Here is an 18,779-nt window from a genome sequence, read left to right as displayed (position 1 = left end):
TAATCGGCGAGGTAAAATATAGGCTGCAGCTTGTGTCATTAATCGTTTATAACGTATGTTACCAGTAGGTGTATTGTGCTAACTTGCTGCTTTAATAATTTATATTTTAGCTAAGACGTTAATAAATAAAGCATGTTACACTTATCATTAACTTATTAGCTGGTGTGTTTCTTTACAAAAATAGTTATTTAAACGCTACTTGTTGTTTTCGAAAAGTAAAAAGTTAATCAAATGATTAAACGTCTGCAAGATGCTTTAATAATAAAAAAACCGCTGTTTTTACAGCGGTTTTTTGTTGTGGTAAGGTTTAGGTGTTTTACATGGCATCAACTACATCCTGGTAATAATCAAGCCCCAGGTGTGTAATTAAATCTTCACCCATCATGTGGCGCAAAGTATTTTGTAATTTGGTTAATTGCTTAAATATATCATGCTCCGGAGCTAAACCGGGCGCTGTTTGCGGCGATTTTAAATAGAAGGACAACCACTCCTGGATGCCGCTCATGCCGGCGCGTTTCGCCAGGTCAATAAACAAAGCTAAGTCTAGGGCAACCGGTGCAGCCAAAATAGAGTCGCGGCACAAGAAATTAATTTTAATTTGCATTTTATAGCCTAACCAGCCAAAAATGTCGATGTTGTCCCAGCTTTCTTTGCTATCGCCGTGCGGCGGGTAATAGTTTATGCGTACTTTATGGTACATATCGCCATATAAATCAGGGTTAGCTTCCGGTTTAAAAATTTCTTCCAGTACGCTCAGCTTCGAAACTTCTTTTGTTTTAAAGTTATCCGGGTCATCTAATACATAACCATCGCGGTTGCCTAAAATATTGGTTGAGAACCAACCGTTAACGCCCAATGCACGGGCAGCTAAACCTGGAGCAACAATAGTTTTCATCAACGTCTGCCCGGTTTTAAAGTCTTTACCAGCAATAGGGGTGTCGGTATATTTAGCCAGCTCGACTAGGGCCGGAATATCGACCGTTAGGTTAGGGGCGCCGTTTACAAAAGGAATACCTAATTTTAAAGCGGCATAAGCGTATAACATACTCGGCGCAATCAGCTTATCATCGTTAGCCAAACCTTGTTCAAAAGCAACTATATTTTGGTGTACATCTGATTCTTCAAAGTATACCTCGGTTGATCCGCACCACAACACCACGATACGGTCCAGGCTATTTTGCTCCTGAAAGTTTTTGATGTCTTCCATTAACTCGTTCGCCATGTCTAAGCGGGTGCCGGTTTTAACATGAGTGCCGTCCAGGTTTTTGGCGTAGTTTTTATCAAACGCCGCTTTCATGGGTTTAATGGATTCCAGTTCGGATTTAACCGAATCCAGTAAGCGCGCATCTAAAACCTCTGCATTAACCGCAGCTTCATATACATTATCCGAGTAAACGTCCCAGCCGCCCCAAACAATATCCTTTAAATCGGCCAGGGGTACAAACTCTTTTATTTTAGGGTAACGGTTTTCGGTTCTTTTACCTAAGCGGATGTTGCCCATTTGCGTAAGCGCACCAATAGGTTTAGATAGGCCTTTATTTACTGCTTCAACACCAGCAATCAGAGTAGTGGCAACTGCCCCCAGTCCCGGAATAAGTATACCCAGCTTGCCGTTGGCTGGTTTAACGTTGTTTTCCATTTTGTTTTTCTATCGTATTTATATAATCACATCGACAAGCATCGACTTTTATAAAAGTATTTATTGACTTTGCAAGTATATGTAAATATTTATTTACTTAATCGTTTTCGTAAATAAATAAAAATTTATCCCTTACCGGATGAGATAAGGGATAAATTTTATAGCCACTTATGTTCTTTGTACCACTTCAGGGTTTCTTCAAGGCCACGGCTTAAATCATATTGGGGTTCAAATCCCAATTCGCGCTGCGCTTTGTCTATACTGCATATCCAGTTAACAGCGGTCAATTCGTTTAATTTTTCGACGTTTAACGCCGAAGGTTTTTTAGTAATCCGACTTACGCTCTCGGCCAAGCCCGCAATTACTCTAACCAGCCCTACAGGCAAGTGTATTTTAAGTGTACTGACGTTTAATAAGCGTTTAGTGATGTTGGCAAGTTCGTAACGGTCATACCTTTTACCGTCCGAAATAAGATAAGCAGTTTGATGTCCCTTGGTTAATGCCAGTATACAAGCCTGTGCCAGATCTTTAACATAAATAAAGCTGAGGTATTGATCAATCTTACCAATATACGGCTCAAACCGGCCTGCAAACTGTTTCAGTACAATCAGTATGTCTTTATCACGCGGACCGTATACCGCAGTAGGGCGCAGGATGACGTAATTAAGCGAAGTGATTTTTTTAAGTTCTTCTTCCGCCCGTTTTTTGCTATGCCCATAGGCTGTAACCGGTAACTGCGGATTATCTTCGTTTAAGATGCCATCAACCGTGGTTAAAGGGCCTATGGCCGCCAGGCTGCTTACAAAAACAAACTTTTTGATACGGCCCGATGCTACCGCGGCTTTCGCCAGGTTTACGGTATAATCAGTATTAATAGCATCGTAATCTGCGGCCGAGTTGGCTTTAGTTACACCTGCAGCGTGTATAATATAATCGTACTGGTTTTGTTCAATTTCTGCTTTCAGCGCTTCAATACTGTTAAAGTTGCTGTAAGCGTATTGTATATTAAGATTTTTTAGATGATCGGTTTTACTGCTTTTACGTACAGCAGCAAATACCTCAAGTCCGTTTTTTAAAGCCGCTTCAATTAAATGATAACCTACAAAGCCACTTGCACCGGTAATTAATACCCTTTCGCTCATATAGCTTTTTCGTAGATGCGGTATTTTTTGTAAGGGTCGCCGCCAATAGCTTCGATAGCACGGTTTACCATATCGTTGTGTTCAAGCGTCCACGACGCTTCTGCATATTTTAAATCTTTACGGCGGTATTCTTTAATAATGGTACCATACAAACAAGCTTCGATGCCCATTTTGCGATAGCCCTCAACTACGCCTAAAAGCATAATACGTATACCTTGTATCTTTTTCTTGTTCAGTAGCAGTTTAAAGATGCCTGTTGGCAGTAACCTGCCCCTTTTAATGGTACGCAAAATTTGGTTAAGATCTGGGATGGCTACCCCAAAGCCCACAATTTTACCATCCTGTTCCGCCACATAAGCAAAATCAGGATCTAAGATCAATTTCAGGTCTTTAGCCGTGTAATCAAATTCTTCATTAGTCATCGGGAAAAAGCCCATGTTTTTGTCCCAGGCATGATTGTATACCTCGCGCAGTTTATTGGCTTCTTCTTTAAATTTTTTAAGGTTGATTTTACGGATTACGATTTTGCTGTTGCGTTCCAGGCGTTCTTTTAACCTGTCAAGCATCTGCAGCGATTTATCGTTGTAGTTTTGCCCCTTCCAGCTCCAGGCAATCATATCTACCTGTTTGTGTAAACCGGCGCCTTCAAACAAATCCATGTAATAAGCCGGGTTATATGGCATCATTACCATAGGCGGGCTGTCAAAGCCTTTAACCAGCAATCCGCAGGTTTCGTTGGTAGATGGATTGGCCGGACCCACCAGTTTGTTGGCGCCTTTTTCCTTCAACCATTTTATGGCAGTTTCAAAAAGCTCATTGGCAACTTCCTGGTTGTTTATACAATCAAAAAAACCAAAAAAGCCATCGCTGGCATTATTAAATTTGTTATGATTGGTGTTAAAAATGGCTGCAATTCTGCCTACGAGTTTTTGATTTTCGTAAGCCAGGAAGCACTGCAATGAGGAGTGCTTGTGGAAAGGGTGGGTGGTGAGCAGATCGCGCTGAGCGATAAAGAGTTCCGGAACATAATTTGAATCATTGGCATACAAATCATGCGGAAAATCTATAAAGGCGGCAAGTTCTTTTTTAGAACTTACCGCAACTATATTAATCATATTCTTTCTTTAACGGTGGTTACGCCCACTTCTTTAAACACACGGGATATCTTGTCAACAGCTTCGTCAATCTGGGCGAAAGAGTGAGTAGCCATTAATGAAAAACGTAGTAAAGAAGAATCAGATGGTACAGCCGGAGATACTACCGGGTTTACAAACACGCCGTTATCCTGCAGCAGTTTGGTAACCATAAAAGTTTTATCGTTATCGCGTACGTAAATAGGCAGAATCGGGCTTTCGGTTGGGCCTAAATCAAAACCTTCGTCGGTAAGCAATTTCATCGCATAATGGGTATTGTCCCAAAGTTTGGCAATACGCTCCGGTTCAGACTCGATGATGTCCAAAGCGGCAATAACGCTGGCTACTGACGCCGGCGGCATACTGGCACTAAACATTAAGGAGCGGGCACGGTGTTTCAGGTAATCAATAGTTTCGGCATCAGCAGCAATAAAGCCACCTAACGAAGCAAATGATTTACTGAAGGTACCCATAATTAAATCTACATCATCATTCATATTAAAGTGTGATGCAGTACCGGCGCCATGTTTGCCAATAACACCTAAGCTGTGCGCATCATCAACCATAATATTTGCACCGTATTGCTCGGCTATGGCAGCTACTTCCGGTAATTTAACAATATCACCTTCCATGCTAAAAATGCCGTCAACAGCAATTACCTTAACAGACTCTTCTGGCAGTAAGCTAAGCTTGCGCTGCAGGTCCTGCATGTCATTATGAGCGTACTTAATTACACGTGAAAAAGACAGGCGACTACCGTCAATAATAGAAGCGTGGTCGTACTCGTCTAAAATCAGGTAATCGTTGCGGCCGGTAATGCATGAAAGCACACCTAAGTTAACCTGAAAACCTGTACTGAAAAGTACTGCTGCTTCTTTATCAACATATTGAGCCAAACGATTTTCCAGCTCAATGTGAATATCCAGTGTTCCATTTAAAAATCTCGATCCCGCACATCCCGTTCCGTATTTATCTGTAGCTTTTTTTGATGCTTCTTTAATTTTAGGGTGATTAGTTAACCCTAAATATGAATTAGAACCAAACATCAGCACACGCTGGCCGCTAATGATTACCTCAGTATCCTGCCCTGACTCAATAGGCCTGAAAAATGGATATACACCTTTGCTCCTGGCTTCCTTAGCACCGGTAAACTGAGCTATCTTCTCGTGTAGTCTTTTGCGCATGTATTAACCCTGCTTAAATTTTTTGTAAAAATACCAATCAGAAAGCTTAAAACTTATACTTGATTTGTAAATTTTTTAAAAGAGTAGTTTAACCCAATATTAAATAATTAGTGAATATAGAGATTAAGCTTATGTTATCTATCAGGCAAAGTAATTAAAAATTTTGTAAATCACGATTGCCTCTCACTAAAATGTTTTAGAAAACTTCAGAATTTTTACACTCGCTCAACCAATTGCGTTTCTATTGTAAAAATTCTATGTATTTAAATGCTTTAGTTGTAAAAAGCGCAATATTGTGCCGGTATAAATTAACAACACTACAAACCAATACTTGTGATTATGGTTCTCATGATGGCACAAGTGTGCTGCTCTATGAAAAAAAATATTTGGCAATTTACCCTACTTCTACTTTTTATATTGCCTGCTACAGCATCAGCCCAATCCGTGCGCGACACGCTGGGTACGCTAACATTGCAGCAATGTATCGATTTTGCCTTGCGTAACCAACCCGCGGTTAGGCAGGCCAACATCGACGAGAACATTAACGAGCGAGATATCCGTATCAGCTTGTCATCATGGCTTCCTCAAATTACTTCATCCAGCAGCTTCCAGCATTATTTGGAGCGCGCTAGTATTGTTTCGGGTACTACAGGAACGGGTAACGCGGGTGCTGGTACAGGCGTGGGGACCGGAACTGGCGGCACGGGTACAGGGACTGGCACTGGTGGTACGGGCACAGGTACTGGCGGTACTGGTACAGGTACCGGTGGAACCGGCACAGGTACAAGTACGGGCGGTGTTGGCTCAACAACAGGCGGCGGAGCATTGGCATTAGCTAATAATGTGTCGTCGTTAGGCGTGCAGGCCAGCCAGGTGATTTACAACAATGAGGTCTTGCAAGCATCTAAAGCTTCTAAATTTTCGAGACGTTACTATAAAGAAAACACGCAGAGCGTTAAAATTGATGTGGTTTCAAATGTTAGCAAAGCATTTTTCGATGTACTGCTTTCGCAAAGGCAGCTCGACATTACCAACGAGGATATATCCCGTCTGCGCCGTAACCTGAAGGATGCTACAGCACGTTACCAGGCAGGAGTGACCGACAAGATTGACGCCCGGCAGGCTACCATTGCTTTAAACAACTCACTGGCATCGCGCAAACAGTTACAAGAGGCTGTTAACAGCAGGATTGCCTATTTAAAGCAGCAAATGGGTTACCTGCCTCAGCGACCGCTTAATGTGGTGTACGACTCAACACGGTTGCAGCGCGAAATTGCCATAGATACCAACCAAATACTCAACTTTAATAATCGTATTGAGTACAGCTTGTTGCAAACACAACGTAACCTGCAGGAAGTTAACGTAAGTTATTATCGTTATGGCTTTTTGCCATCGCTTTCGGCCATTGGCTCATATAACCTGCTTTATTTTAACGATAAGTTTTCTAATGTGTACCGTGATGCTTTCCCTACTGCCTTGGTGGGTTTGAGCCTCAACCTCCCTATTTTTCAGGGAACGCGTCGTCTGCAAAATTTAAGTAAGGCAAGGCTGCAGGTAAAACGTGTTGACCTGGATATCGAAAATACCCGTAATAGTATCAATACCGAATATGTTCAGGCATTGGCTAATTACAAAAGCTATTATAGTAATTACCGTTTCATCGGCGAAAACGTTGTTTTGGCGCAAGATGTATATAATGTGGTGAGTTTGCAGTATCGTGAAGGTGTGAAAACTTACCTGGATTTAATTGTAGCGCAAACCGATTTGCGCACAGCGCAGCTCAATTACTATAACGCTTTATTCCAGTTGTTATCCAGCAAAATAGATCTTCAAAAGGCACTGGGTACATTACCGGTACAATAACAGAAACATCAATATGAAAAACAGATATACCTTATCAATCCTCTCTTTGGCTTTATTGCTATGGGCGGGGTGCAAAAGTAAAGATAAAAACGCGGCTGCGGCGGCGCCGCCTGCAACCCCGGTAAATGTAACTGAGGCTAAAATCATAAATTCCAGTTACTACGATAAATATCAGGCCACGGTGGTTGCCTTGAATAGTGTAGAATTACGGTCGCAGGTAACAGGTTTTATCACCGGCATATTTTTTAAAGAGGGCGAAACGGTAACCAAAGGCAAACTGCTTTATGAAATTGACCGTCGTACTTATGAAGCGGCTTATCAACAGGCGCTTGCTAACCTGGCCAGTGCCGAAGCCAATTTGGTTAAAGCGCAAAAGGATGCCGACCGCTATACTTTTTTGTTAAAGCAGGATGCCGTTGCCCGTCAAACATATGATCAGGCCGTGGCTACCTTAGCCACCAATAAGGCGCAAGTACAGGTGGCCAGGGCGGGTGTTGCTACTGCGCGTACTAACTTATCATACTCGCAAATCAGGGCACCGTTTACGGGGCGTATAGGTATTTCGCAAGTAAGGTTGGGTGCGCAGGTGTCTCCCGGCACAACTATTTTAAACACAATATCAAGCGAGCGTCCAATCGGGGCCGATTTTGTGGTTAACGAGCAGGATATTGATCGTTTTTACCGTTTACAGCGTCATACCACTGATTCTACCTTCAAGCTTCAATTAAGTGACGGTAAAATGTACAACCAGGCAGGTACCATTTACGCTATTGACCGCGGCGTAAATAACTTAACCGGTTCGGTAAAAGTAAGAGTGAAATTTGCAAACCCGCAAGATAGTTTACGCGATGGAATGAGCGCTGTATTAAATGTGTTAAACAATGAGTCGGGAAATAAAATACAGATACCTTACAAAGCGGTAATTGAGCAAATGGGCGAGTACTTTGTGTTTTTGGCGCAAGATACCATTGCTAAGCAGCAAAAGATTACCACCGGTCCGCGTGTGCAGGACAATATCATTGTAACCTCCGGATTGAAAGAAGGGCAAAAAGTAATTACTGAGGGCTTCCAACGCTTGCGTGATGGTGGTAAAATTACCTTAGGCATGCCGCCTGCGCAAGGAGCACAAGGCTCTGCCGGTGGTGGCGGTGCACAGGGTAGCGGCGCTGCCTCTGGCAAGCAAGGCGAAAAGCCAAAGCAATAATACATAATACAGACCAGTATGGTCTGCTACACTAAATAACTTAGAAAAGTTAACTGTTATATCTGTTTGGCAACGTGCAGATACGAGCAGGTAAATTAATAACAGAATGATCGCAGATGTATTTATAAAACGACCGGTTACCGCCATTGTTATTTCGGTAGTAATTGTGATAGTCGGTATATTGGCTATAACCAGCCTGCCTATAGGTCAGTACCCGGATATTACGCCTCCTACCGTACAGGTAACCGGTACATACACCGGTGCGGACGCCTTAACGGTAGAGCAAACCGTAGCAACCCCTGTTGAGGTGCAGGTAAACGGTACGCCGGGCATGACCTACCTGCAAAGTAACAGTACCAGCAACGGGCAAATGAACATGACCGTAAACTTTGAGGTGGGTACCGATATCAATATCGCCGCGCTTGATGTGCAGAACCGGGTAAGTATTGCCCAGCCTACTTTGCCGCAAGAGGTGCAGCGTTTAGGTTTAACGGTACGTAAGCGTAACCCCAGTATATTAATGCTGGTAGCCATGTACTCGCCCAAAGGCACACACGATGTAACTTTTGTAGATAACTATACCAACGTATTCGTACGTGATGCCTTGTTGCGTACCAAAGGGGTGGGGGACGTGTTTACCCGGGCCGACGATTTTAGTATGCGTATATGGCTGAAGCCAGATAAACTAGCTTCATACGGTATAACTGCGGCAGAGGTTACCGCTGCCTTGCAGGAGCAAAACGTACAGGTAGCTGCCGGTACGGTAGGTGCACCTCCGCAGTTAAACGGGCAAACTTTTGAATATACGGTGCTTACCAAAGGCCGTTTGGTGAAGCCCGAAGAGTTTGAAAATATTATTGTGCGTACCCAGCCTGCTACCGGTTCACTGGTGCATTTAAAAGATGTTGCCCGTGTACAGTTAGGTAAATTTAACTATACCGGTAACTCCTTTGTGGATGGCAAGCGGGCATCTTACCTGCTGGTTTACCAGGCACCCAACAGTAACTCGCTTGAGACAGCCGAGGGCGTGTATGCAACTATGGATCAGCTTAAAAAAACATTCCCGGCTGATATTAGCTATGTAGTGCCCTTTGAATCAATTACTGTAGTAAAGGTTTCGGTAGAAGAAGTTATACATACCTTGTTAGAAGCTCTGGGGCTGGTAGTTATTGTAGTATTCCTATTTCTGCAAAGCTGGCGGTCAACCTTAATTCCGGTACTGGCTATTCCGGTATCCATCATCGGTACATTTATCTTCTTTATACCGCTGGGCTTTACCATTAATACGCTTACTTTATTTGGTTTTGTATTGGCTATTGGTATTGTGGTGGATGATGCCATCGTAGTGGTGGAAGCCGTACAGCATTACATGGACGAAGAGGGACTTTCGCCACGGGAGGCTACTGAACATGCGATGCGCGATATATCAGCACCGGTTATTGCCATTGCCTTAATTCTGGCGGCAGTATTTGTGCCGGTAGGCTTTGTGCCCGGCATCGTAGGCCGATTGTACCAACAGTTTGCAATCACCATAGCCATATCAGTACTGATATCTGCTTTTGTGGCACTATCGCTTACCCCGGCACTTTGTATTTTATTATTAAAACCTCATAAAATTGACGAAAACTCTAAAGGATGGCTGGACAGGTTTTTCTTCAAATTCAATAACTGGTTTGGCCGGGTTACCGGTAAGTACGAGAAGGGGGTAGATAAAAGCATCAAGGGATCGAGGTGGATTATCGTCTTCCTGGTGTGCATAATTATTGGTACCGTGTTCCTGTTTAAAGGCAAGCCCTCAGGCTTTTTGCCTATAGAGGATGAGGGCCGTATTTATGTTACTTATGATTTGCCTGAAGGCTCGTCAACACAACGTACCGTAGATATGCTTAAGCGTATGATGGGTACGTTAGACAGCATTCCAGGCATCGGCCACTATGCTGCCCTGGGTGGTTTAAATGCGGTAAACTTTGCCAGTAAATCAAACAGTGCTACCATATTTGTGCAGTTAAAGCCATGGGATGAACGTAAAGGCGATGGCGAGGATGCTACAGGTATTGTGGCAACTTTACAGCAAAAGCTTGCTAAATATAAAGAGGCCAGTGTAGTAGTAATTCAGCCGCCGGCTATTCCGGGTTTGGGTAACACTGCAGGTTTCTCGTTCATCCTGGAAGAAAAACAGGCGGGAGGAGATATCAAAAATTTTGAAAAGACACTACAGGGATTCATCGGTGCCTTGGGGCAGCGCAAAGAGATTGCCCGCTCGTTCTCGTTTTTTACAGCCCGTACACCAGCTTACCAATTAACGGTAGACCGCGAAAAGGCTAAACGCCTGGGCGTACAGATTTCGGATATCAACAATGCCATCCAAACATACCTAGGTAGTGCCTACATCAACGATTTCACTATTTACGGCCGTAACTTTAGGGTGGTAGCACAGGCAGATACAGGTTACCGGACCAGCATTCAAAACCTTGGACAGTATTTTGTACGCAACTCATCGGGCAACATGCTGCCACTAAGCACGGTAACCTCTTACAAAATAATTGAGAATGCACCGCTTATATCGCACTACAACCTATTCCGTTCTGCCGAGATTAATGGTAGCCCGGCGCCGGGTTACAGTAGTGGTGATGCCATCAAAGCATTGCAAGAAACTGCTGCTCAATATCTGCCCGAAGGTTATGGTTACGAATTTTCGGGCCTATCACGCGAGGAGTTACTATCAGGCTCTAAAACAGTATACATCTTTGCTTTATCTATCTGCTTCGTATTCCTGTTTTTGGCAGCATTATACGAGAGCTGGTCGGTGCCATTTTCGGTGTTGTTAGCGGTGCCTCTGGGTGCCTTTGGTGCGATACTATTCCTGACATTATTGCCCAAGCTTACCAATAACGTGTATGCACAAATCGGTTTAATTACCCTCATCGGTTTATCGGCTAAGAACGCCATTTTGATTGTGGAGTTTGCCAAAGAGCGGGTAGACGCCGGGCACGACTTAGAAGACGCTGTACTCGAAGCGGTAAGGCTGCGTTTACGACCAATTATCATGACGTCACTGGCCTTTATACTGGGTGTTGTACCGCTGATGATAGCCTCCGGCGCGGGTGCCGAGGCTCGTAAAACCATTGGCTGGACAGTGTTTGGCGGTATGTTGGCCGCAACTTCGATGGCTATATTTGTGGTGCCGGTTTTATATTACATCATCACCAAGTTTGCCTACGGCAAAGAAAAGCTCGAAGAGTTACAGCGTAACCGCAAAGACAAAGAAGGCGACCACGGCAAAGCATTGCCTGAAGCATAGACTCATAAAACCCAAGAGCCCGTTCTTCTACAGAACGGGCTCTTGGGTTTTATGTAAATAAGCGGAGCTACCTATAATTTTAAAGCTTTTTGATTTCGCCGTACCATGAGTGCCAGTACCAAACCCGTAACCAAGCCCGAAAATACCCCGGTGAATATGGCTTGCTTTACAGGAAACGCCATCAGCAAAAGAATTGATGCTCCTGTCGTTCCGGAAACAATAAAAGCAGTGAAGAAGGTGGCGATTATATTTTTCATGATGATTTGACTACCGTGAAGCCAAGTAACAGAAACTGTATTCGTATTTAAAGCTTTTGCCCCCGTAAAAATTCTTCAATACCCATCCTTTTTTTGCCCTCTAACTGTACATCGGTAAGGTAAATGTAACCGTTGTTGCAGGCAAATTTTAAATATGTTTTATTGTCGGTTTCGTATTGCCCGGAGGTATGTTGTGGTGCAGTTGTTTCTTTATTTGCTCCGTAAATTTTGATGGTTTTGCCATTCAATTCGGTGAAGGCAGCCGGGTAAGGGCTCAAACCGCGGATCAGGTTATATATTTTGCCCACAGGCTGGGCCCAGTCTATGCGGCAATCTTCTTTAAAAATCTTGGGCGCATGCTTCAACTCTTGCCCCTCGGCCAGTTGTTCCTGCGGCTGTTCGGTGTAGCGGCCACTCTCAATTGCTTTTACGGTTTTCACCAGCAAGCCGGCACCTTTGTGCATCAGTCGGTCATGGTACTCGCCGGCAGTTACATCATCGGCAATGGTTATCTTTTCAACAAACAGAATATCGCCGGTATCAATCTCCTGTTTCAGAAAAAATGTAGTTACGCCGCTTTCGGGCTCACCGTTAATAATGGCCCAGTTAATAGGGGCCGCACCACGGTACTGCGGCAGTAACGAGGCGTGCAGATTGATAGTGCCTTTAGGCGGCATATTCCAAACTGCTTCGGGCAGCATCCGGAAAGCGACTACCACCTGCAGGTCGGCATTCAGAGCTTTTAGGTCGGCTAAAAAATCAGGGTCTTTTAGCTTTGCCGGTTGTAAAACTTTAAGGCCGTTATCAACAGCAAACTTTTTAACGGCCGATTCGCTGAGCTTTTGGCCACGCCCTGCCGGTTTGTCGGGTGCGGTAACTACGCCTACAATCTGGCTACCCGCTTCAATGAGGGCTTCCAGCGAAGCTACCGCAAACTCGGGCGTACCCATAAAAACAATTTTCATAGTTGCAGAGATATAATATTTTAGTTGATGTATTGATTTTTTTTACTGTTATAAAAAAGGGGCGTAGCTATTTATTGTTTGCACTACCACTACAGATATTACAGATGCATTAATTATACAGTAGGTACTTTTTACGTGTTTGCTTAAACTGGCTTAATGCCGGTTCCCAGCTATTTCTGATGGCAGCTTCCGTCATGCCGGTTTCAATCTGTTTACGCAGTTGGTCGGTACCGGCAAGTTTGGTAAAATAAGCGTTAAAAAACTTATCTTTCTGCGGAAACTTCTGGTAAACATCCATTAACCATGACAGGTTAAGCTTGCCGCTTTTGCGTAGTAATTGAGTGTCGTAATTACGCAGGTCAATGCCAAAGCATTCCACATTTTTTTGAGGCGGATTATCGCTGATGCCGGGCATACTTACCGGAGTAAAAGAAAAACTGTAAATGCCTTTAAGCAATGGATGCCCGGCCACCTGGAACGGAAACGTAGTACCGCGGCCCAAACTTAATGTAGTGCCTTCAAAAAAGCATATACCCGGGTAAAGCAAGATGGATTGCTGCGTATTTAAATTAGGCGACGGGTTAATAGGCAAGGTATAAGGCAGACTATGGTTGTAATTAGCTACTTTAATAATTTTGAGCTTGCATTTTACTTTGTTTTTCAGCCATCCCTCGCCATTAATCATTTGTGCATATTCGGCAATGGTCATGCCGTGTACTACAGGGATGGGGTGCATGCCAACAAATGAGCGAAAGGCGGTATCTAAAACCGGACCGTCCACGAAATAACCATTAGGGTTAGGGCGGTCGAGCACCATTAGTTCTACCTTGTTTTCGGCACAGGCTTCCATAATGTAGTGCAGGGTAGATATATAGGTATAAAAGCGTGTGCCAACATCCTGTATATCAAAAATCAGCAAATCTAATCCTTTCAAATCCTCGGGCGTCGGTTTGTTTTTGGCGCCGTATAAAGACACTACCTGGATGCCTGTTTTTTTATCTACCGTGCTTTTTACATCAGCTCCGTCGCTGGCATTACCTCTAAAGCCATGTTCGGGCCCAAATATTTTTTTGATTTTGATGCCACGCTTAACCAAACTGTCTACTACGGTAGTTTTCCGGTTTCCGATGATGGATGTTGGATTAACCACCATGCCTATCTTTTTACCTTTAAGGTAGCCTAAGTAAAGCTGGGTTTGATCGGCGGCGGGGATGATACCGTTGCTTGGCTGCTGCTTGGTTAGACTATGCTTTTTGTAAATTGCTGTTAGCTTGCCAGCAGACGGGGGGGTACCACAGGCCAGCGCCATGTTCAAAAGCAATAACGCGGCAACAGTGACTGTTTTTTTCATGGGATAAATGGGTTACAGGTTTGCAAAAATGCGTGCTAAACGAAATGTACACATTCGGCACGAAATCTGCATATTTGCGAAAGTACAAAAAAACTGTCTGCCTTGAATTTTTCATCCTTTGTTGCTTCGCGGCTTACTTTTCAAAGCAAGCGCACATTTTCAAAATTGATTGTGCGTATTGCTATCTTAGGCATTACGCTCGGCCTGGGCGTTATGATTTTGTCGCTGGCTATTGTAAAGGGATTTAAACGTGAAATACAGGGAAAGGTACGAGGCTTTGCCGGCGATATACAGATCACCAAGCTGGATAACAATTACTCGTACGAAAACTCTCCGTTTATGGTAGATAGTGCGTTTGTGGCCAAGGCCAAGGCACTGCCCTTAATTAAAGAGATTATGCCCTACGCCACCAAGCCGGGCATTATCAAAGCCAATGGTGAAATTGAAGGTGTGGTGCTTAAGGGAGTAGACAAAACTTACGATTGGGGTATATTTAAAAACACCTTACTCGCTGGCAATTTTATTGACTTTGCCGACTCGGCCGCTGCACAAAAGCAAATCATGATTTCTAATTACACCGCCTTGCGATTGAAGCTTAAAGTGGGCGACAGCTTTTTGATGTATTTTGTACAGGAGCCTATGCGTACGCGTAAGTTTAATATTGTTGGTATTTACAATGTTGGGGTAGAGGATGTGGATAAAACTTTTGTGATTGGTAACCTGGCCATCATCCAAAGATTAAACAACTGGACGCATCGCGAAGCTGGCGGTTATGAAGTACAAACCAATGATTTTGACAAGCTGAAACAAGCAGGCATCGATCTAAATAACATTTTACCCACCTACCTGCGCCTTTATACCGTCGACGAAATTTACCCTACTATTTTTGAATGGTTAAAGCTGCTCGACGTGAATACCCAGGTGATGCTCATATTAATGACCATTGTAGCTGTCATCAACATGATATCGGCTTTACTGATTATGATACTGGAGCGTACGGCAATGATAGGTATGTTTAAGGCTTTGGGCGCCACCAACTGGGGCATACAGTCTATATTTTTATACAATGCAACCTACCTGATTGGTGTAGGTTTGTTGTTGGGTAATCTGTTAGGAGTGGGGCTGAGCTGGTTTCAGCAATCTACTCATTTCTTTAAGCTGGACGAAGCGTCTTACTATATGAAGTTTGTGCCTATTGAGCTGCACCCGATGGATGTGTTGCTGCTTAACCTGGGTACATTGGTAATATGCTTGTTCGTGCTATTAATACCTTCTATGCTGGTCAGCAAAATATCGCCGGTTAAGGCTATCCGGTTTAAATAGTATACTTATTGAAACTTAAAGCGGAGGTTTAATCCGCCGGCACCAAATTTTATCTGCTCTGAGCCTAAGCCGCTTAACGGGTATTTGAGGAATGGCTCTATAATTAGGCGGTTCTGTTTACTGATTTGATAGCCCATACCTACCGACAGGTTGAGCGTGCGTGCAAAGTCGAAGCGGTTAAAGCTGCGCCGGGTGGTTGCATCGGCCAGATTGCTGGATAAGCCAAAGGCATTCGGCGTATTATCATAACGGTAAGTATAACTCTCGGTAATAAATGTGCCTGAGCTTAAGCCTGCCGAAATATAGCTGTCGTTTTTACGCGGGTTAAGTTCGTATTTGATATTTAATGGAATGTCTAAACCGGTCAGGCTTACGTTATAGGCGCTCACTACCGGCGTAGTAGCAACCCGCAAAGGTACTATCCCCAATGTTGTATTGCTGTAGCTTGTTGCTTGCACATCAGACACACTCGGTGCTGCACTCAAGGCATCCCTGGCAATACCTGATTGGGTAGGCTGACCATTATAATCCAACGTATTTTTATTAATGGCTACGCCGGTTGATAATTTAAAGTTTCCGGACAGCCGGATATCCGTACTCACACCTGCACCGGTATTAAATTGGCTCTTACTGCCCTCAGCGTAGTTAAAATAAGTGGCAGCGTAAATGTTAAATAAAATTTTTTTGTCGATGGCTGCCGTAGTTTTTTTTGTTTTCTTAGCCTGCTCCATCCGTTGTTCGGCAGCTAACAGTCTTTCCAGCCCCGAGCTTTTATGGATAGTTGCCGAATCGCTATGCAAGTTTGCATTTTTTTCTAAAGACTGTTGCGGGCGTTGTTGTGCCATCTGGGAGACGCTGGCATATTGGGCACTGTCAGCTTTCCAGGCTGTTGAATTGTTGGTAACTGCAGAAGCCATAGCCGTTCTTTCTGGTGCACCACTAAGAGCTTCCTGCTGAGTATCACCACTAACTATATGTGGCGCACCTGCATTTTGAGCACGAGTTGATGCGATGGATAATTGATTTTCGGCATTCTTAGTTGCTTTAGCCGAATTTGTAGTCGTTAATGTTAACGTATAAGCACTGTTTTGCTCCGGCACGTTTAAAGAGCTCCCTTTATTAGCTTTCCTGCTACCAACGGCAGCATATATTGGGTCACCGGCAGATTGTTTTTTAGTTGCCGGATGCAATTGTTCTGTAGTGTGATGCTGATTGCTTTTAATAAGCGTGTCCGCAGGTTGTTTTTTGGTTTTTGTTTTCGCGATGGTTGACTTTGATTCTTTCGGTATGTTGTAAAACCAAAGGCCGAACAGGGCAGCAATAAGTAAAGCCGCCGCCACACTCCACCATAACGGGATGACCCTGCGTTTTTTCTGAGGCGGAAACTTTTGACGCAGCAACAGCCAGCCCTCCTGGGCAGGAGCGGTATCCTCGTATTGGTCAAATACGTGGTTTATATGTTTGCTTAATTCGTCGTCAAACTTTTCACTCATGGCCTTGCGCTATGTGGGTTAATGCTTTGCGTAATTTCTCTTTGGCCCTGCTTAAGTAAACCCGCGATGAACTGGCAGGTATGTTCAGCATTGCTGCAATTTCGTCGTGGTTATATCCGTCAATCTCATACAAGTTAAATATGGCCCTTTGCAGTGCAGGCAGGCCGTCCATCAGCTTTAAAATGTCTTTGGCGTTAAGTTGCTGTATAGCCGTATGGTTGTGCCCAATGTGGCTGGCATGCTCCATATCGGTATGCAACTGATATTTTAAATCTTTTCGCCGCCTGTCTATAGCCGTGTTAATAATTATCCGGCGTAGCCAAGCTTTAAAAGATTTATCAAGGTTAAAAGTATTAATGGTGTTAAATACCTTTATAAAAGCATCGTTAACTACCTCCAGGGCATCATCGCGGTTATCGCAATAACGTAGCCCAATACCCATAGCATAGCCATAGAACTGCTTATACAACTGTTCCTGATATTTTAATGAGCCTTGCTGACAGCGCTGAATTAAGTCATATTCAGCGCTGCTGGTAGTTTCGAGCATTTAGTACTAAAAGTTATCTGCTTAGTTAAGGTGCTACTTAATTAGCGACTTTTTTTAAATCATAATAGTACTTTAAGGTATCGTTATAGGCTTCAAATTTAAAAGCAGTGCCATCATAAGCGTAATTATAATTACCGTACAAATGGTATTTAGGAAGATTCAGGCTGTTAGCACCTTGCGGTACAGTAACGTCGAGCCACTGTATTTGGGCAGCGTTGTAACCAAAGGTGCCATAGCTTCCTGCATGTCTGGAGGTGTCGCCGGTTACCTTAAACGTGTTATTAACCAGCTCTAACTGAAAATTGAGTTTAACGGTATCATACTTTTTGGTAGCCGGCGCAAAGTGTATGCGCTGATACGTACCCGAAAATTTCCCCTGCGGCTGTAGCACAGGCGTCACATCATCATTATTGGTTTTCATACAGCCTGCTGCAGCCGCTGCCAAAACGGTTAACAGGCCAAGTACTTGCTTTTTCATAAAACGTTGTTAATAGTATACAACGCCTTTACGCAAAAAAGCAGGGGGGTGTAACAGGCCCCCGCAAAAACTATAATTTTTTTGCCTCGTTCCAGTAAACGTCCATTTCGGCCAGGGTCATGTCCTGCAGTTTTTTGCCGTTGGCTGCCGCCTGGCTTTCGAGATATTGAAAGCGCTTGATGAACTTGCGATTGGTTTTTTCAAGTGCGTTTTCGGGATTGATGTTTACAAAGCGGGCATAATTAATGAGCGAAAACAATAGGTCGCCAAACTCGCCTTCGGCGCGGTCCTGATCTATCACCGTATCATCCTCAGTGTTATATTCCTGCCTGAACTCCTGAATTTCTTCCTCCACTTTTTCCCAAACCTGACTTTTATTTTCCCAGTCAAATCCTATACCCCGGGCTTTTTCTTGTATGCGGGCTGCTTTTACCAAGGCTGGCAATGAAGCAGGTACCCCCCCTAAAACCGATTTGTTGCCTTCTTTAAGTTTGATTTGCTCCCAGTTGCGTTTTACATCCTCTTCGTTGGCTACATCAACATCAGCATAAATATGCGGGTGGCGGTTAATCAGTTTATCGCAAACACTGTTTAATACATCAGTAATGTTAAAAGTATCGGTTTCTGATGCGATGCGGGCATAAAATACCAAGTGCATCATCAGGTCGCCTAGTTCTTTTTTAATCTCGTTGGTATCATTACTCAAAATAGCGTCCGATAGCTCGTAAGTTTCCTCAATAGTTAAATGGCGTAAACTCTCAAAGGTTTGCTTTTTATCCCAGGGGCAATTCTCCCGCAAATCATTTAGTATGGTTAACAGTCGGGTGAAGCCTGATTCGGGATTGCCGGCGGTATCTGGAGGAGTTAAAGGCATAGCAGTATTTTTTATAAAAGTAATT

General features: G+C 43.7%; 15 protein-coding genes. 4 read left to right on the top strand and 11 right to left on the bottom strand.

Annotated features, from left to right (window positions below; translation table 11 throughout):
* Window positions 1-316: 316 nt before the first annotated feature.
* From AAGR14_RS17480 to AAGR14_RS17465, 4 genes are all read right to left on the bottom strand, one after another.
* A complete protein-coding gene (locus AAGR14_RS17480; protein WP_342645529.1) occupies window positions 317-1,639 on the bottom strand; it encodes an inositol-3-phosphate synthase in 1,323 nt (440 codons plus the stop codon).
* Between the two features lie 158 nt (window positions 1,640-1,797).
* Window positions 1,798-2,781 carry an NAD-dependent epimerase/dehydratase family protein gene (locus AAGR14_RS17475; RefSeq protein ID WP_342645528.1) on the bottom strand — a complete coding sequence of 328 codons (984 nt, stop codon included), beginning with the start codon at window positions 2,779-2,781 and terminating at the stop codon, window positions 1,798-1,800.
* Window positions 2,778-3,896 carry a hypothetical protein gene (locus AAGR14_RS17470; protein ID WP_342645527.1) on the bottom strand — a complete coding sequence of 373 codons (1,119 nt, stop codon included), beginning with the start codon at window positions 3,894-3,896 and terminating at the stop codon, window positions 2,778-2,780. The genes AAGR14_RS17475 and AAGR14_RS17470 overlap by 4 nt, the downstream gene beginning before the upstream one ends.
* Window positions 3,893-5,098: a pyridoxal phosphate-dependent aminotransferase family protein gene (locus tag AAGR14_RS17465; protein ID WP_342645526.1), complete on the bottom strand. Its 1,206-nt coding sequence runs from the start codon at window positions 5,096-5,098 to the stop codon at window positions 3,893-3,895. The genes AAGR14_RS17470 and AAGR14_RS17465 overlap by 4 nt, the downstream gene beginning before the upstream one ends.
* A 372-nt stretch (window positions 5,099-5,470) precedes the next feature.
* On the opposite strand from AAGR14_RS17465, the gene AAGR14_RS17460 reads away from it, so the two are divergent.
* From AAGR14_RS17460 to AAGR14_RS17450, 3 genes are all read left to right on the top strand, one after another.
* Complete coding sequence (locus tag AAGR14_RS17460) at window positions 5,471-6,961, top strand: TolC family protein (protein ID WP_342645525.1); 1,491 nt, start codon at window positions 5,471-5,473, stop codon at window positions 6,959-6,961.
* 13 nt (window positions 6,962-6,974) lie between these two features.
* Window positions 6,975-8,165, top strand: a complete 1,191-nt coding sequence (locus AAGR14_RS17455) for an efflux RND transporter periplasmic adaptor subunit (RefSeq protein ID WP_342645524.1) — start codon at window positions 6,975-6,977, stop codon at window positions 8,163-8,165.
* 106 nt (window positions 8,166-8,271) lie between these two features.
* Window positions 8,272-11,466 carry a multidrug efflux RND transporter permease subunit gene (locus tag AAGR14_RS17450; protein WP_342645523.1) on the top strand — a complete coding sequence of 1,065 codons (3,195 nt, stop codon included), beginning with the start codon at window positions 8,272-8,274 and terminating at the stop codon, window positions 11,464-11,466.
* A 71-nt stretch (window positions 11,467-11,537) separates the two neighbouring features.
* On the opposite strand, the gene AAGR14_RS17445 is transcribed toward AAGR14_RS17450, so the two are convergent.
* The 3 genes from AAGR14_RS17445 to AAGR14_RS17435 all read right to left on the bottom strand — a co-directional run bounded on the left by AAGR14_RS17445 (window position 11,538) and on the right by AAGR14_RS17435 (window position 14,039).
* On the bottom strand, window positions 11,538-11,723 hold the full coding sequence (locus AAGR14_RS17445) for a hypothetical protein (RefSeq protein ID WP_342645522.1): 186 nt from the start codon (window positions 11,721-11,723) through the stop codon (window positions 11,538-11,540).
* A 47-nt stretch (window positions 11,724-11,770) separates the two neighbouring features.
* Window positions 11,771-12,688, bottom strand: coding sequence for a methionyl-tRNA formyltransferase (gene fmt / locus AAGR14_RS17440; RefSeq protein ID WP_342645521.1), 918 nt, complete (start codon window positions 12,686-12,688; stop codon window positions 11,771-11,773).
* A 109-nt stretch (window positions 12,689-12,797) separates the two neighbouring features.
* The gene (locus AAGR14_RS17435) at window positions 12,798-14,039 is read right to left on the bottom strand and encodes a DUF1343 domain-containing protein (RefSeq protein ID WP_342645520.1); all 1,242 of its coding nucleotides are present in this window, start codon (window positions 14,037-14,039) and stop codon (window positions 12,798-12,800) included.
* Window positions 14,040-14,141: 102 nt separating this feature from the next.
* Here AAGR14_RS17435 and AAGR14_RS17430 point away from each other — a divergent pair, with 102 nt between their 5' ends.
* A complete protein-coding gene (locus tag AAGR14_RS17430; protein WP_342645519.1) occupies window positions 14,142-15,362 on the top strand; it encodes an FtsX-like permease family protein in 1,221 nt (406 codons plus the stop codon).
* A 5-nt stretch (window positions 15,363-15,367) separates the two neighbouring features.
* On the opposite strand, the gene AAGR14_RS17425 is transcribed toward AAGR14_RS17430, so the two are convergent.
* The 4 genes from AAGR14_RS17425 to mazG form a co-directional block, all read right to left on the bottom strand.
* Window positions 15,368-16,855, bottom strand: a complete 1,488-nt coding sequence (locus tag AAGR14_RS17425) for an outer membrane beta-barrel protein (protein ID WP_342645518.1) — start codon at window positions 16,853-16,855, stop codon at window positions 15,368-15,370.
* On the bottom strand, window positions 16,848-17,402 hold the full coding sequence (locus AAGR14_RS17420; RefSeq protein ID WP_342645517.1) for an RNA polymerase sigma factor: 555 nt from the start codon (window positions 17,400-17,402) through the stop codon (window positions 16,848-16,850). Before AAGR14_RS17420 ends, AAGR14_RS17425 begins: the two co-directional genes overlap by 8 nt.
* Before the next feature lie 37 nt (window positions 17,403-17,439).
* Complete coding sequence (locus tag AAGR14_RS17415; protein WP_342645516.1) at window positions 17,440-17,880, bottom strand: hypothetical protein; 441 nt, start codon at window positions 17,878-17,880, stop codon at window positions 17,440-17,442.
* Window positions 17,881-17,950: 70 nt separating this feature from the next.
* Complete coding sequence (mazG, locus tag AAGR14_RS17410) at window positions 17,951-18,754, bottom strand: nucleoside triphosphate pyrophosphohydrolase (RefSeq protein WP_342645515.1); 804 nt, start codon at window positions 18,752-18,754, stop codon at window positions 17,951-17,953.
* Window positions 18,755-18,779: the final 25 nt, after the last annotated feature.

The sequence above is a fragment of the Mucilaginibacter sp. CSA2-8R genome, from assembly GCF_038806765.1.
GTDB lineage: Bacteria > Bacteroidota > Bacteroidia > Sphingobacteriales > Sphingobacteriaceae > Mucilaginibacter.
The sequence above is the reverse complement of the archived record's forward strand: the minus strand, read 5'-3'. Positions and strand labels throughout refer to the sequence as shown.